This is a genomic window from Kribbella sp. NPDC020701 (assembly GCF_055562215.1).
The window spans coordinates 78,241-92,792 of record NZ_JBVHFT010000018.1 but is presented as its reverse complement, the minus strand read 5'-3'; the positions used below and the strand labels follow the sequence as shown (position 1 = coordinate 92,792).

Here is a 14,552-nt window from a genome sequence, read left to right as displayed (position 1 = left end):
CGTCAGCCACCCTCGGGTGCGGCGAGCTTGATCCCGACACCGCGGACGCTGTGCAGGAAGCGGGGCTCGGCTGCCGTCTCGCCGAGCTTCCGGCGCAACCAGGACAGGTGGACGTCGACTGTCCGGTCTCCGCCGCCCCACGGCAGACCCCAGACCTCGGCCAGCAGTTCGCGCTTGGTGACCACGGCACCCGGGCGACGGGACAGCGCGAGCAGCAGGTCGAACTCCTTGCGGGTCAGCTCGACCGGGTTGCCGTCGACGGTGACCTCGCGGCTGCGCGGGTCGATCCGGAGCGCGCCGAGGTCGACCAGCGACTCGCCCTGCTGGTCCTGGCCGAGGCGGCGCAGGACCGCGCGGATCCGGGCGTCGATCTGGGCCGAGCTGAACGGTTTGATCACGTAGTCGTCGGCGCCGGCATCGAGCAGCTTGACCACGCTGGCGTCGTCGTCGCGCGCCGTCGCCACGATCACCGGCACGTCGCTGACCGAGCGAACCATGGCCAGCACGTCCCGCCCGTCCAGGTCGGGCAGGCCGAGGTCGAGCAGCAGCACCTCCGGCCGCTCCCGGGCAACCATCGCCACCCCTTCGGCCCCGGCGGCGACGGCCGTGACGACATGCCCGGCCGCCGTCAGGGACTTCCCCAACGACGTCCGAATCGCGTCATCATCCTCGACCAGCAACACCCGCGCCATGGTGTTGAGAGTAGCTTCAGCGCCCTCAAGCGAGCCTCAAGCCGCGGTTAAGTGCCGGCCGCCGGTCTCAGGCCGGTGGTCTCAGGCCGGTGGTCTCAGGCCGGTGGTCTCAGGCCGGTGGTGCGGAGTTCGAGGCTCGCGAGTTCGGCGATGATCGCGGTGTCGCCGTCGCGCCAGGCGGCGACGGGGTCGTCGGAGATCTTGGCGAGTTTGTGCATGGGCTGGTTGGCCATGGCCCGGAGGGCGAACAGGTCCAGATCGGCGGCGTTGTCGATGAACCTCTGGGCTGCCGTGGCCCGCCGGGAGAACCTGATCCGGCGCGGCAACCAGATGAGCAGCGCGAACAGGATCGGCAGACCGATGGTCACCCCGGCCAGCACGTACGCCAGCTGCTCGACCGCGTGTGCCTGGTCCCGCCCGGCCTGCGCCAGCCTTCCCGCGGCGCCGGCAGCCCCGTCGACGGGCGACCGCAACTGGTCGCCCACCACGGGAACCTTCCCGATCGGCTCCGACATCCGACGCAGATCCCCGGCCAGCCCGTCACCCGCCTCGGCCGCCTTCCGCCCCGGCGTACCCAAAGCATTCGTGATCCGAAAAACCAGGAGCCCGAGCTCGACACACACCCAGACCCAGCCCACCAGCAACAGGTCCCCCACAACCTGCCCGAACCGCTGCGTCCCCACATTGGAGTAGAGCTTCACACCACGTCCCTTCGCCGGACCACCCAGTGCCCGCGACCCTGCGTCGTGACACTAACGCCCAGCGTGGCGGCTCACACTCTTTGCGGAAAGAAACTGCCGCCAGATGCAGATTTCTCACCGCAAACCGCCCGGTACCGCGGTAGCGCGCGGACCAGGCGCGACGAAGGAGTGACTGGGTAGCACGCGTGGGTGAACCACCTAGAGGGTGGTGCGGAGGTTCCAGAGGAGGGGGTAGTAGCGGAGGTCCAGGCGGCTGCGGAGGTAGCCGGCGCCGGAGGAGCCGCCGGTGCCGGGTTTGGTGCCGATCATGCGCTCGACCATGACGACGTGGCGGGCGCGCCAGGCGGCGGCGAGCTCGTCGTGCTGGACCAAGGCCTCGGCCAGCTCCCAGATCGCGGCGTAGTGGCCGCGGTCGCCCGCGACCTTGCGGAGTGCGTCCCGGATCGAGTCCTCGGAGTCGGTGTCGAAGCCGGCCTCCTGCAACACACCGAGGAAGGCGTCCCAGAGCGTCGGCTCCTCCAGCCGCCGGCCGAGGCGTTCCTTCTCGACCTCGGTCAGCCCGCGGAAGCGGCGTACGAAGGACGGATCCTTGGCACCGGAGAGGAACTCGATCTCGCGGAACTGCACGGACTGGAACCCGCTCGCCGGCGACAGCCGATGCCGGAACTCCCCGAAGTCCTGCGGGGTCATCGTCTCGAGGATGTCGACCTGCTGGATCAGCGTGCGCTCGATGGTGTGCACGCGGCGGAGCAGGTGCTGGGCCCGCCACAGCTCACCGGACAGCATCGCGTCGCGGGACGCGCTCATCTCGTGCAGGACCTGCTTGAACCACAGCTCGTACACCTGGTGGATGGTGATGAACAGCAGCTCGTCGTGCGCGGGCGGATCCGACTCCAGCCGCTGCTGGTCGAGCAGCTCGCCCAGCCGCAGATAACTGCCGTACGTGAGCCGCCCGCCCTCCTCGCCGAAGTGCACGTCGACCCCGTCCCACCGCCCCGCAACCCCGTCCTCAGTGCTCATGAGGCCGAGACTAACGCGTTCGTGACCGGTCAGGGATTCGGTCGTTGGACCTTGGGTACGCCGAAACAAGGAGTTGCATGTCCGCCACGGTCGAGGTCGTTCCCGGACCCATCCAGGGGCCCACGCGTGAAGAGCCGCTGATCGAGACGCTGCTGCTCGACGACTATCCGTCCCTGGTCCACCTCGCCTACCTGATCCTCCCGCCTTCGATCAGCCGGGCCCGGCGGGTGGCCGCGGCCCACGCCGTCGTCCAGCGGGCGCTCCCGCCAGGCCTGCCACTGCCCGCCCATCCGCGGGAGTTCATGCGGCACCGCGTCGTACAGGAAGCGACGCGGCAGGCGTCACAGCAGACGGCCCGCGCACGCCTGGCCGCCGTCCTCGCCCGTGCTGACTCGAGGAGCTTCGAGCCATGCGCCACCACCGTCGACCGCACCGCGATCCGGCACCGCAACGAGTGCGGCCGGCGGGTCGCGATCGCCTTCACCGTGCTGTTCACCCTCGGGATCCTGCTGGCTTTGCTGACGTCTTGACGTCGCAGTGACGGTCCACCTACCTTCGGTGACACCGCTCTCTTCCTACCGCCCCAGGGAGATCTGTGATGTACGTTGGAATCGTTTCCAGCCTCAGTCTGCTCGTCGCCCCTCTTGGCGCGACGCCACCTGCGCCCTCCACCCCGGCGGTCACCATGTCCCCTCAGGCAACGATCTGCAACAAGTACTGCGACGCCCGCGACCCCGCCCTGTCCCCCGGCGACCGCGTCCCGGTGTCGGCGACTCTGTTCGGCCGGACCATCAAGCTGCATTTCGATGACGCCGACGCGATGGGCTGGGCCTCGATCGAGAACGGCAGCCCGGGCGACGAGGTCTGGCTGGACCGTTCGATGGACGGCGGCCGTACCTGGTCCGGCGGCAGCCGCCTCGGCAACACCGCGATCCCCACCGGGCACGGCGGTTGGCGCACCCAGATGTACAACGTCGACGACTGGAACAACCTCGGCGTCGGTGCCCTGCGCGCCTGCGGCAAGGCCGGCGATCGCGCCGACATCGCCTGTACGCCGTGGGCCCGGACCACGTGGAACGCGTGGGATCGCCGTACGGCGGCCGCCACCGCGCAGATGCAGTACTACAACCTGTCCACCGGACTCTTCGACACGACCGGCTGGTGGAACTCCGCCAACGCACTGAACGCGGTGATCGACAACATCCGGGTCAGCGGGATGGACAGTTACAAGTACGCGATCGCGCGGACCTATGACCTGAACCTCAACGACGCGGAAGGCCAGTTCCGCAACGACTACATCGACGACACCGGATGGTGGGGCCTGGTGTGGGTCGCGGCGTACGACCTGACCGGTGAAGCGCTCTACCTGCAGACTGCTCGGGCCGACGCCGACCACATGGCGGCGTACTGGGACAGCACCTGTGGCGGCGGGGTGTGGTGGAGCGAGGCGAAGACGTACAAGAATGCCATCTCCAACTCGCTCTACATCCAGCTCAGCGCGGCCCTGCACAGCCGGATCCCCGGTGACACGACGTACCTGCAGCGGGCGCAGGCCGGGTGGACCTGGTTCCAGCAGACGGGCATGATCAACGGCTCGCGGCTGGTGAACGACGGGATCGACCTGTCCACGTGCAAGAACAACGGCGACACCGCGTGGACCTACAACCAGGGTGTGCTGGTCGGCGCGCTCACCGAGTTGTCCAAGGCAACGAACAACTCGGCGTACCTGACCACCGCCCGGCAGCTCGCCGATGCGGCGACCACGGCGCCGGCACTGCACACCGCCGACGGCATCCTGCGCGAGCCGTGCGAATCGGGCGACTGCGGTGGTGACGGCCCGTCGTTCAAGGGCGCCCATGTCCGCGGTCTCGGCAAGCTCAACGCGGCGCTGTCCGACCATCCGTACACGTCGTACCTGCAGCGTCAGGCCGACCGCGCGCACGCCGCCGACCGGACGGCGATGGATCAGTACGGACTGCGCTGGTACGGCCCGGTCGACCAACTCGACGCGGCCCGGCAACAGTCCGCGCTCGATCTGCTCAACGCCGCCCCCTGACCCCGGTACGTTGCGGGCGTGACTCTCCTCCACAGAGACGACTGCACGCTGAGCCTGACCGTCGGCGACCGGATCGAATACGTGCTCGACGCCGGTGGTCAGCGGATCGTCGTCAGTACGGCGCTCGCCGGCATCGACGCACTCACGAGCTTCCTCGAACAGACCGACGTAGACGGTGCCGACGAGCCGCGGCTGGTGGCGGCGAGCCGGGCTGCGGTGGAGCGGGACGGGCTGGCCCGCTACTACCCGGCGAGCATCCGGGCCGAGCTGCGTCGCTGGTGTCACCAGGCGGGCTTGTCGTCCGACTGGGACGTCGACGGCAAGCGCACGCATCGCGAGCACATCGTTGCCGCGGTCACCCAGCCCGGGACCGGGCGCGCGGTCACGATCAGCTGGGGTTTCTGGACACCTGGCGAGGGCGACGAGTTCTCGTTCGACGAGGAGTACCGCGGGCCGGACGAGATCCTCGGTTACAGCTACGGCGTACGCCTCCCGTACGACGTCTTGCCGCAGCTGGCCTGGTACGCCGAGAAGCTCGCCGGCACGCCATCCTCCGGAGAGCCCGAGGACCGGTTGATCGCTGCCTGCGAGGTGCTGCTGGACCCACTGGCCGGTCAGGGCGCGCTGCGGGACCAGGTGGAGAGCTGGTGCGCCGCCCTGGATCTGCGACCGACTCGACGCGGCACCGATCGACGGGAGACGCTGGTAAAGGCTCCGACTCGGCCGGACCAGATCGCACAGGTGTCGTTCTCGATCGGCTCGTTCGCCAAGCGGCTCGGCCTTCAAGAGGGCTACGGTACGGCGGAGGACGTCTGGCGGGACGCGCTGTACCAGCTGCAATTCGACTATGCCGAACTCGCGAAACTCCTGCCCTGGTTGAAGAATCGTGTCGGACCGGTGGACGATCGGCTCGGTCCGGACGACACGCTCATCGCGTACTGGCGCGCGCTCGCGGAGCGTGGTGAGCTGACGCCGCGGCGACCGATGGAGGTTCGGGATCGCGTCGCCGACTGGCTGACCGAGGCCGGTGTGGAGTTCGAGCGGTACGGGACAGCGTGGCGCGAGACGTTGCTCAAGGTCCATCGGACGGGCAACGATTGCATCTTCACGCTGTCGCTCACCTTCGATCCCAAGGAGGGCGACAAAGGCATCACGTTCACCGAGTTCTACGACTACCTGCCGATCGGTGACGATCCCGGCCGGGAGTACGGCTACAGCGTCCATGCGCCGTACGACGCGTTGGACACCTTGGCGAACGCCTACGCTCCGGGCGTCGACGGCCCGGCACAGGATCGACTGGCCGGCGCCTTCAGAACCCTTGTCACACAAGGGGTTCTGGCTGACGGCATGGCCTTGGAGGCGAACCAGGAGCTGGTGCTACACGGCTTCGAGGCGGCCGGCGTGGAGGCGACCACGAGCGTCTGGTCCTGGATCAACTCGGACTGAGCTCGCTCATTCTCAGTTCGAAGGAGGTGCCGTCCATGGGGATGACCAGCCGATGCACGCGCGGGCCCCAGACACCTTCCAGCAGGTCGTCATCCACGGCTTGTTCCTCCAGGCGGCCCACACCACCTGTCCAGGTGAGGTCGACTTGTCCGCCGGCCAGGGTTTCTATGCGGAGTCGGCCCGCCTCGTGGGCGACCGGCGTACCCGCGATGACAAAGTGCTGCTCGGCGGTGCCGTCCCACTCGTCCGCGATCGTGATCGCGCCGGACTCCAAACTCGCCACGCGCCGGTAGCGCGAGGCATCAGGGTAGGCGTGGGCCAGGTCCAGGCTCAGCGAGTCGTCCGTCGCCGCGACCTCCGTTGCGCGGTACTGCGTTCCGGGCGACTGATCCTGCCCGTTGAGCACCGGGACGTTGTGCCAGTCGCTTCGGACGACCCAGTGCTCGTAGCGACGGCCGGAGAAGGAGAGCGCGGTGTACGTCGGCTGACCGAGGTCGATGAGCACCGGCGTGCCGTCGAGGGCAGCGATGAACGAGCCGACGTCGTTGTGGTTGTGGTTCTCGTTGTTGTGGCCGCCTTTGATCGCGAGCGTCAGACCCTGCGAACTGCCCGCCGTTTCGCGAACAACCAGCACCTGGAGGTCAGCGAGGTAGGTCGATCGTGGGAGCGGCAGGTCCGCCTTCGGTGCGGCCCACCAGGCGTCGTCGGTGAAACCGAGCAGCGCACGGCCGAGGCCGGCGACCGGGGCGATGGGGAGATCGCGATGCGCGGCGGCCTGTGCCAACACCTCGGGGTCGTCGTGGTGGCGGCTCCAGCGGTGCAGGATGTGCCAAGGCTGGTTCGGATTCGGGCGGGCGGAGCCGTCGGCCACGTTGACGTACCAGCCGTTGCCCAGAGCCATCCGTTGTGGATACCGGGCCAGCTCGGCGAGCGGCGTACAGGTCCATGGGGCGAAGGCGCCGTTGGTGATGCGGTCGAGCAGGTCGAGGGCCTGAGCCAGGCGGGCCGGACCGTTCCACCAGTACGCGTAGCCCTCATCGCAACCGCCGTCGGCTGGGAGCGAGGCGAGATACCGGTCGATGCCGTCGATGACGAGGTCGGCGACGTCGAGCTGGACCTCGGGATCGTCTTCGAGGAAGAGCGCGGCGGCGAGGACGTGGCCGTGGATCCACGGGTTCCAGTTGCTCAGGTGGCCGGTCAGGCCGAGCCAGTGCCACCGCCTGTCGAACCGGAACGGCTCGATAATGCGCCGGCGGACCTCCCGGCGAAGGCGCCGCCGCAACCCCGGTACGCGATCGTCGAGTGCGGGACCCAGTACGACGTCGGCCCAGGCCAGGATCTCCGCGGTCTCGGCCGCACCGAGGTCCAGGTAGGGCTGGTCGGGATCGCCCAGCACCTCATGCCGCTCGGTCGCGAAGGACTCGTGTGCGGCCCAGGACCAGGTGGTCTGCTCACACAGCAACAACAGTCCGTCCGCGGCCTGGTCGACGTACGCCTGGTCGGCGGTCAACGCGGCGGCCACGACCGCTGTCGCCGTACGGCGGCGTAGCTCACCGGCCGGGGTCTCGTACGGCGTGCGGGCGCCGTCACGCCAGAAGCGGGCGTAGTCGGAGAGCAAGGTGTGCGGCCAGGGCTCGGCGCGGTCCGCATCCGCCTCGGCCAGGATCGCCTTCACTGCGGCGGGGTCGCGGCTCCCCCACACCTCTCGGTCGGTCAGATCCGGTACGCCGGCTCGCTGCCGAGCCGATGCCACTGCCTCGGCGCGGTCCACCGCGCCGACCGCCATCCACCGTTCGGCGAGCCCCATCCGTCCTCACTCCGTCTGGCAATCGCTTGCCCAGGCACCGTAGCAGGCGGTTCCGCGCGGCGCGGAGGCGTTGGGTGACCGATCGGTAATGCCATGATGTGCGGCATGGAGCTGAAGCTGTCGGCGTCGTACGACGCCACCCCCGAGGAAGTGTTCGCGATCGTCACGGACGCCACCTTCCGCGAGCAGGCCTGCGAGAAGACCAAGGCGCTGTCGTACGACGTGCAGGTGAGCGAGTCCGGCGGTGACACGATCGTCCGGGTCAGCCGGGAGATGCCGTCGGACGACGTACCGGACATCGCCCGGAAGTTCGTCGGCCAGACACTGACCGTGGTCCAGACCGAGACCTGGCACCCGGCCGCGGCCGACGGCTCGCGGCACGCCGACGTGGCCGGTGAGATCAGCAACACCCCCGTCACCCTCAAGGGCACCGCGAGCATCTCCGCCGGCGGCGGTCAGACCGTCCAGGCGATCAACCTCGACGTCAAGGTCGCCGTCCCCCTGATCGGCAAGAAGATCGAACCCTTCGTCGTCGACGCCATCCGCTCCGGGCTGCAGAAGGAGCACGAGCTCGGGCGCGACTGGACCAACTGAGTGTCGCTGCGCTGACGGGCTCGCCTGCGGTGGCAACCTGAACGGAAGAGTTGCTTCGGAGGTGAGCTCGTCATGCGGAAGAAGCGTTCTGAGCCGGTCGGCGAGGATGCGCAGTACTGCGTGTTCTGTGCCACGGAGATGCCGTTCGAGCGGATCGAGGCGGCGGATCACCTGGTCGACGAGCCGGACGAGTGGATCTGCGTGAAGTGCGGATCCGCGCTGCTCGTCGACCCTCCCCTCCAGGAGCTCAACCGCACCGCCTGACTTACAGGGGTGGTCCGAAGGCGCACACCACGCGCTTCGCGTGCGCGGGGTCGAGCGCGTTCGCGACCAACTGGGCGACCGTCGGGTCGAACGCGAGACCGACGTGACCGACCGGGTCGAGTGGGCAGGTGTCCTGGACGTACTGGTTCGCCACACCGGGCTCGCGGATGAACGACGTCTCGTGCGGTGTGACGAGGGCGTCGAAGCGGGATGCGATCACCGTGTACTTCACGCCGGGCTGTGCGATCGGGCCGGCCGTCACTTGCTGTACGGCGGATCCGCCGACGATCAGCTCGTCACAGGCCGGGCAGCCGAACTGCTGGAGGACCTGGCCGACGAGCGGGCCGAGACCGAGGTAGTCACCCACGCTGACCAGGCCGCCGAACGTCGTACCGTGCGTCGGTGGCGCGAGCGCGATCACCTTGCCCACTTGACCGGCGTATCCGCGGACCTTGGGGCCGTAGATGCTCTGGAAGGCGCCCTCGGAGTGCCCGACGAAGTCGACCTTGGCGGCACCGGTGGCTTGGCGGACGCGCTGGACGAAGGCCTGGATCTCCGCCGACGACTGGACGATCGAGACCGTGCCGCCGACCGGGATCGCCGGGCCGGCCTGGCCGTAGGTGAGCGTGAAGGCGCAACAGCCCTTCGCGGCGAGGAACGGACCGAGATACGAGTAGTTGCCGGGGCCGTTGCCGCCCAGCCCGTGCAGCAGGACCAGCGGCTCCGGATGCGCGGTCGACGGCTTACACGCCCAGTCGTCGAACCCCGACGACGGCGCGGCACTCGCAGCGGTCGCGGTGGCGGCCGAGGCCATCAGCAGGACGGCGGCGATCAGGCCCGCGGCGGCCCCGCGAAGGCGGATTGTCATAGCAGCTCCCCGTGCAGGTATCGTTCGGTGACGACTGGATCACGGACAGTTGAGCATGAGTCCTGGTTATAAACAAGCTGTCGTGTTCGAAACAAGATCCCTCGGTTACGAACTCTGCACGCGGGGTAACGTCCAGCGCATGGGCAGAACCATACGGGGACTCGACGCCGGGCAACGCCGGGCCGAGCGACGCGAGCAACTGCTGGACGCGGCGCTCAAACTCTTCGCCGCCAACGGCTATCTCGGCACGTCGATCGAGCAGATCTGCAGTACGGCGTACATCGGGACGAAGAGCTTCTACGAGCTGTTCTCCAGCCGCGAGGAGTGCTACCTCGCGCTGCTGCAGCGGACGTCGGAACGCCTGGAGGAACGCGTGGCCGGCGCCGCGGCACAGGCGACCGGCAACGAACGGCAGGAGGCACCGCTGCTGCTCGCGACCTTCGTGCACGCGCTCGTCGACGACCCGCGGATCACCAAGGTCACGTTCGGCATGGCGTCCGGCATCTCGGAGGCGGTCGAGCGGCAGCGCCGGACCAACCGCCGCTGGGCCGCCGGCTTCCTCGCCCAGCTCTGGGACCGGTACGACGGCCCGCCGGCCGACGAGCAGCGAGCCGTCCGGCACAGCGTGGCCATCGGCCTGGTCGGCGGCATGTTCGACCTGATCTCGGACTGGCTCCTCGACGCAGACCTCACCAACAAGAAGCAGATCGAGGCCCTGATCGACGACCTGACCACCTTCTACATCACCGTCCGCCGCGGCCTCGCGATCTAGTCGAAGACGAGGGTGCGGAGGGCTACGTGGCCTTCCTCGTCGATGACGTAGTGGGCGTGGCCCTCGTGGTCGACGGCGACACCCTCCACCCGGCGGACGTCGCCGAAGTGGTGGACGACCTTGCTGCCAACCACACCTCCGGCGTCTGACGGGAGTTCGAAGTGCACGTGCTCCGACGCCGCCACGGCCCCTTCCGGGTGGTCCGCGAGTACCGTGGCCGACTTGCCGGACGCGTCGAGATCACCGATGACGGCGTCGAACCGATCGCCGCCGTGGGTGTCGAGACCGCGGAACCCGGCCGGCGCTTCGACACTGCCGGCGTCACCGATGATCCAGACGTTGCCACAGCGCGGTACGGCGTTCGGGTCGTCGAACAGCTCATCCACGTTCTCGAGCTCGACCAGCAGCGGATGCCCGTCGGCGGAGACCGGGTAGCGCAGGCCCAGGAGGAGATTGCCGTTCGCGCGGAACTCGGCCGCCTCGACGTTGATCGGATGGTCCGTCGGACGGATGCTCCCGCTCCAGCTCTTCGCTTTGAGCTGACCACGCGCGATGGTCTCCTCGACGTACGCCTGCCGACCGAGCGGTCCGACTGGCAACAACTCGACCGCCGCCAGCGCATCGTTGATCGCCCGGTGCAGCGCGAACTTGAACCGGACGATCTCCAGCTCAGCGCGCCCGCCGGCGAGGCTCTCCTCGATCGACTGCTCGCTGACCCGGGCGATCCAGGAGCGCTTCGCCGAGAGCGGGCCGGCCTTCTTACCGAACTGCGAGCCGACCAGGTACACGTAACCGTCCCGGGACGCGCACGCCTCGGCATCCTCGGTCTTCCCAGCGTTCAGCCCCGCGTCGGTGAGGATCCGCTGCGCCGCCCAGCCCTCGTCGAGCGGCGCCCCGGCGGCGTGCACGAGCAGCGCCAGCGCATCCTCGGCCGTCGCCTCGTCCAGGACGGTGACGAAGGCCCGGTCCCAGCCGTGCCGAGCGAGCACGTCCGGTGTGAAGACGCGGCACAGGTCGGAGGCTTCGTTGGGCTCGAGGTGCAGATCGGTCTCATGCATACCGGGGAAACGACGCGGCAGGCGCTGACTACTCCCGCCGAACGCCGATTCCCGGGACATCCCCGAGCCTTTCCAGGGTCAGCCCTGGTGCGGGTAGCGGTAGTCCGTCGGCGGCGCGAAGGTCTCCTTCATCGACCGCGGCGAAGCCCAACGAATGAGGTTCCACATCGACCCGGCCTTGTCGTTGGTCCCAGACGCCCGCGCCCCACCGAACGGCTGCTGCCCGACAACCGCGCCGGTCGGCTTGTCGTTGACATAGAAGTTCCCCGCCGCGAACCGCAGGTAGTCCGCAGCCTCCGCCACCGCGCGCCGGTCCTGCGCGATGACCGCACCGGTCAGCCCGTACGGCGCCGAGTGCTCCATCTGCCGCATCACGGTGTCGTAGTCGGCGTCGTCGTACACGTGCACACCAAGGATCGGCCCGAAGTACTCGGTGGTGAAGATCTCGTCCGTCGGGTCGTCGGACACCAGCAGCGTCGGGCGAACGAAGTACCCCTCATTGTCGTCATAGGTGCCACCGGCAACAACCTCGACCGCGTCGCTCTTCCGCGCCCGGTCGAGCGCCGCCTTGTGCTTGGCGAACGCGCGGTCGTCGATCACCGCTCCGATGAAGTTCGACAGGTCGGTGACGTCACCCATGGTCAGCGACTCGGTCTCGGCGACCAGGTCGTCGCGGATCCGGTCCCACACCGACCGAGCGACGTACGCACGGGACGCGGCCGAGCACTTCTGCCCCTGGTACTCGAACGCGCCGCGCACCATCGCGGTCTTCAGGACCGCCGGATCCGCCGACGGGTGCGCCAGGATGAAGTCCTTGCCGCCGGTCTCGCCGACCAGCCGCGGGTAGGTCTTGTACGCCGCGATGTTCGTGCCGACCGTGCCCCACAGCGACTGGAAGGTCCGGGTCGAGCCGGTGAAGTGGATGCCGGCCAGGTCCGGGTGAGTCAGAGCGGCCTTGCTCACGTCGATGCCGTCGCCGGTGACCAGGTTGATCACGCCGGCCGGCAGGCCCGCGGCCTCGAACAGCCGCATCGTCCAGTGCGCCGCGAACTGCTGCGTCGGGGACGGCTTCCAGACCACTGTGTTACCCATCAGCGCCGGCGCGGTCGGCAGGTTGCCGGCGATGGCGGTGAAGTTGAACGGCGTGATCGCGTAGACGAAGCCCTCGAGCGGCCGGTAGTCGACCCGGTTCCACACGCCCGGGGACGAGATCGGCTGGTCGCTGACGATCTGCCGGGCGAACGCCACGTTGAACCGCAGGAAGTCGATCAGCTCACACGCGGCGTCGATCTCGGCCTGCTGGATCGTCTTCGACTGACCCAGCATGGTGGCCGCGTTCAGGGTGTCGCGCCACGGACCCGCGAGCAGGTCCGCCGCCTTCAAGAAGATCGCGGCACGATCGTCGAACGACAGCGAACGCCAGGACGGCGCCGCCGCCAGCGCCGCCACCACAGCCTCACGCCCGTCGGACTCGGTCGCGGTGCCGAGAGTGCCGAGCACGTGCGCGTGCTTGTGCGGCTGGACCACGTTGACCGGCGCGCCGCCACCCAGTTTCTGCTCGCCGCCGATCGTGCAGGTCAGGTCGATCGCACCCGCCGCGGTGAACTCCTTGAGCTTCGCCTCGAGGCTCGTGCGCTCGGCCGAACCGGGCGCATACCCCTTCACTGTCTCGTTGGCAGGCGTCGGAACGACGGTGACGGCATCCATGCTGCGGGGCTCCTCGATCGTGTGGTGGACCGTAGTGGGACACGCCGGGTGCGGGTGGCCAGGCGTGCGCCTTCATGGTGCCACGACAGGCCCGTCGACCACGAACGCGACTGGTCTACCTATTCGTAGCACATACTACAGAGCAACGCACTCCCTGTCGGAAATCCTACTGCCGCCACGGCATGTGCTGGAGGGCCCACGTGTTGCCGTCGGGGTCCTGGAACCAGGCGTAGAAGACGCCGCCGAGGTCTTCGGTCTCGCTGACCTCGACGCCGCGCTGGATCAGTTCCTCGCGGGCTGCCTCGATGTCCTTCACCACGAGGTGCAGGCCGCGAAGGGTGCCGGGTGGCATGTCGAGCTGCGGCAGGCCGGTGGCCAGGGTGATCGAGCAGTAGGAGCCCGGCGGCGTGAGCTGGACGATGCGTACGCCGTCGGCCGGCGAGACGTCGACATCGACGTGGAAGCCGGCCTGCTCGGAGTAGAACCGTTTGGCCCGGTCGACATCGGTCACCGGCACCGGGACGAGCTCGAGCAGGTACGCACCCGGTGTCACCACCGCGGCGGTCGGATCGACCGGGATCTCCGACGCGTCCTGGGGAACCTCGGTCGTGGTCGGCGGCTGCTCGCTCATGCGGACTTCTTCGCGGTCTTCTTGGCGGTCTTCTTCGCCGGGGCCTTCTTCGCGGCCGCGGCCTTCTTGGCCGGAGCCTTCTTGGCAGCCGCCTTCTTCGCCGGCGCCTTCTTGGCCGGCTCGGCGTCCGCGGACCCACCGGCGCGGCGTGCCTTGGCGGCCTCGACCGAGGCCCGGAGCGCGGCGACCAGGTCGACGACCTCGGCGCCCTCGGACTCCTCCTCCTCGGCCTCCGGCAGCGGGACACCCGCCGCCTTCGCCTCGACCACCTTCTCGAGCGCCTGCCGGTACTCGTCGTGGTACTGCTCCGGGTCGAACTCGCCGCGCAGCGTGTCGATGTACGACGACGCCATCGCCTTCTCCTGGGAACGGATCTCTACGTCCTCGGGTGGCGCGGCGAAGGACGCGTCCCGGACCTCGTCCGGCCACAGCATGACCTGCAGCACGAGGATGTCGTCGACTGTCCGCAGCAGGCCGAGGCTCTCCCGCGACCGCAGCGCCACCTTGACCAGCGCGTACAGCTCGGAGCCGTCGAGCGCGTCCCGCAGCAGCACGTACGGCTTGGCGCCCGGCCCGCCGTCGGCCTGCAGGTAGTAGGACTTGCCCAGGTACAGCGGGTCGACCTGGTCCGACGGCACGAACTCCAGCACGTCGATGACCTTCTTGCTGGACAGCGGCAGGTCGGCGAAGTCGTCCGGCTCCAGCACCACCATCCGGCCGTCCGCCATCTCGTAGCCCTTGCCGATGTCGGAGTACGGCACTTCCTCGCCGTCGATCGAGCAGATTCGCTTGTAGCGGATCCGGCCGCCGTCGGCGACGTGCACCTGGCGGAACGAGATGTCCTTCTCCTCGGTCGCCGAGAACACCTTGATCGGGATCGTCACCATCCCGAACGAGATCGCACCCTTCCAGATCGCCTGCATCGCCATCAGCCCC

At 68.7% G+C, this 14,552-nt stretch carries 15 protein-coding genes; 6 read left to right on the top strand and 9 right to left on the bottom strand.

What is annotated here, in order from left to right; genetic code table 11:
* Positions 1-2 precede the first annotated feature (2 nt).
* The 3 genes from ACZ3HV_RS35205 to ACZ3HV_RS35195 form a co-directional block, all read right to left on the bottom strand.
* Entirely contained in the window at positions 3-692 is a 690-nt protein-coding gene (locus ACZ3HV_RS35205) for a response regulator transcription factor (protein ID WP_465690853.1), read from the bottom strand.
* Between the two features lie 95 nt (positions 693-787).
* Positions 788-1,393, bottom strand: a complete 606-nt coding sequence (locus ACZ3HV_RS35200; protein WP_465690851.1) for a hypothetical protein — start codon at positions 1,391-1,393, stop codon at positions 788-790.
* A gap of 198 nt (positions 1,394-1,591) precedes the next feature.
* The gene (locus ACZ3HV_RS35195; protein ID WP_465690849.1) at positions 1,592-2,413 is read right to left on the bottom strand and encodes a tryptophan 2,3-dioxygenase; all 822 of its coding nucleotides are present in this window, start codon (positions 2,411-2,413) and stop codon (positions 1,592-1,594) included.
* 77 nt (positions 2,414-2,490) lie between these two features.
* Here ACZ3HV_RS35195 and ACZ3HV_RS35190 point away from each other — a divergent pair, with 77 nt between their 5' ends.
* From ACZ3HV_RS35190 to ACZ3HV_RS35180, 3 genes are all read left to right on the top strand, one after another.
* Positions 2,491-2,943 (top strand): hypothetical protein, encoded by a 453-nt coding sequence (locus ACZ3HV_RS35190; protein WP_465690847.1) that lies wholly within the window; start codon positions 2,491-2,493, stop codon positions 2,941-2,943.
* Between the two features lie 68 nt (positions 2,944-3,011).
* On the top strand, positions 3,012-4,469 hold the full coding sequence (locus ACZ3HV_RS35185; RefSeq protein WP_465690846.1) for a glycoside hydrolase family 76 protein: 1,458 nt from the start codon (positions 3,012-3,014) through the stop codon (positions 4,467-4,469).
* An 18-nt stretch (positions 4,470-4,487) separates the two neighbouring features.
* Positions 4,488-5,915, top strand: coding sequence for a hypothetical protein (locus tag ACZ3HV_RS35180; protein WP_465690844.1), 1,428 nt, complete (start codon positions 4,488-4,490; stop codon positions 5,913-5,915).
* On the opposite strand, the gene ACZ3HV_RS35175 is transcribed toward ACZ3HV_RS35180, so the two are convergent.
* Complete coding sequence (locus ACZ3HV_RS35175) at positions 5,902-7,722, bottom strand: heparinase (RefSeq protein ID WP_465690842.1); 1,821 nt, start codon at positions 7,720-7,722, stop codon at positions 5,902-5,904. The genes ACZ3HV_RS35180 and ACZ3HV_RS35175 overlap by 14 nt on opposite strands.
* A gap of 105 nt (positions 7,723-7,827) precedes the next feature.
* Here ACZ3HV_RS35175 and ACZ3HV_RS35170 point away from each other — a divergent pair, with 105 nt between their 5' ends.
* Both ACZ3HV_RS35170 and ACZ3HV_RS35165 read left to right on the top strand, forming a co-directional pair.
* A complete protein-coding gene (locus ACZ3HV_RS35170) occupies positions 7,828-8,316 on the top strand; it encodes a DUF2505 domain-containing protein (protein WP_465690840.1) in 489 nt (162 codons plus the stop codon).
* Between the two features lie 72 nt (positions 8,317-8,388).
* Positions 8,389-8,580 (top strand): hypothetical protein, encoded by a 192-nt coding sequence (locus ACZ3HV_RS35165; protein WP_465690838.1) that lies wholly within the window; start codon positions 8,389-8,391, stop codon positions 8,578-8,580.
* Between the two features lies 1 nt (position 8,581).
* On the opposite strand, the gene ACZ3HV_RS35160 is transcribed toward ACZ3HV_RS35165, so the two are convergent.
* Positions 8,582-9,448: an esterase/lipase family protein gene (locus tag ACZ3HV_RS35160; RefSeq protein WP_465690836.1), complete on the bottom strand. Its 867-nt coding sequence runs from the start codon at positions 9,446-9,448 to the stop codon at positions 8,582-8,584.
* 139 nt (positions 9,449-9,587) lie between these two features.
* Here ACZ3HV_RS35160 and ACZ3HV_RS35155 point away from each other — a divergent pair, with 139 nt between their 5' ends.
* Complete coding sequence (locus tag ACZ3HV_RS35155) at positions 9,588-10,220, top strand: TetR/AcrR family transcriptional regulator (protein ID WP_465690834.1); 633 nt, start codon at positions 9,588-9,590, stop codon at positions 10,218-10,220.
* Here ACZ3HV_RS35155 and ACZ3HV_RS35150 read toward each other — a convergent pair.
* From ACZ3HV_RS35150 to ku, 4 genes are all read right to left on the bottom strand, one after another.
* Positions 10,217-11,278 (bottom strand): hypothetical protein, encoded by a 1,062-nt coding sequence (locus ACZ3HV_RS35150; protein WP_465690832.1) that lies wholly within the window; start codon positions 11,276-11,278, stop codon positions 10,217-10,219. The two genes, ACZ3HV_RS35155 and ACZ3HV_RS35150, sit on opposite strands and share 4 nt — an antisense overlap.
* A gap of 78 nt (positions 11,279-11,356) precedes the next feature.
* A complete protein-coding gene (pruA, locus tag ACZ3HV_RS35145) occupies positions 11,357-12,985 on the bottom strand; it encodes an L-glutamate gamma-semialdehyde dehydrogenase (protein ID WP_465690830.1) in 1,629 nt (542 codons plus the stop codon).
* A gap of 166 nt (positions 12,986-13,151) precedes the next feature.
* Positions 13,152-13,616 carry a VOC family protein gene (locus ACZ3HV_RS35140; protein WP_360371391.1) on the bottom strand — a complete coding sequence of 155 codons (465 nt, stop codon included), beginning with the start codon at positions 13,614-13,616 and terminating at the stop codon, positions 13,152-13,154.
* On the bottom strand, positions 13,613-14,545 hold the full coding sequence (gene ku, locus ACZ3HV_RS35135; protein WP_465690828.1) for a non-homologous end joining protein Ku: 933 nt from the start codon (positions 14,543-14,545) through the stop codon (positions 13,613-13,615). Before ku ends, ACZ3HV_RS35140 begins: the two co-directional genes overlap by 4 nt.
* Positions 14,546-14,552: the final 7 nt, after the last annotated feature.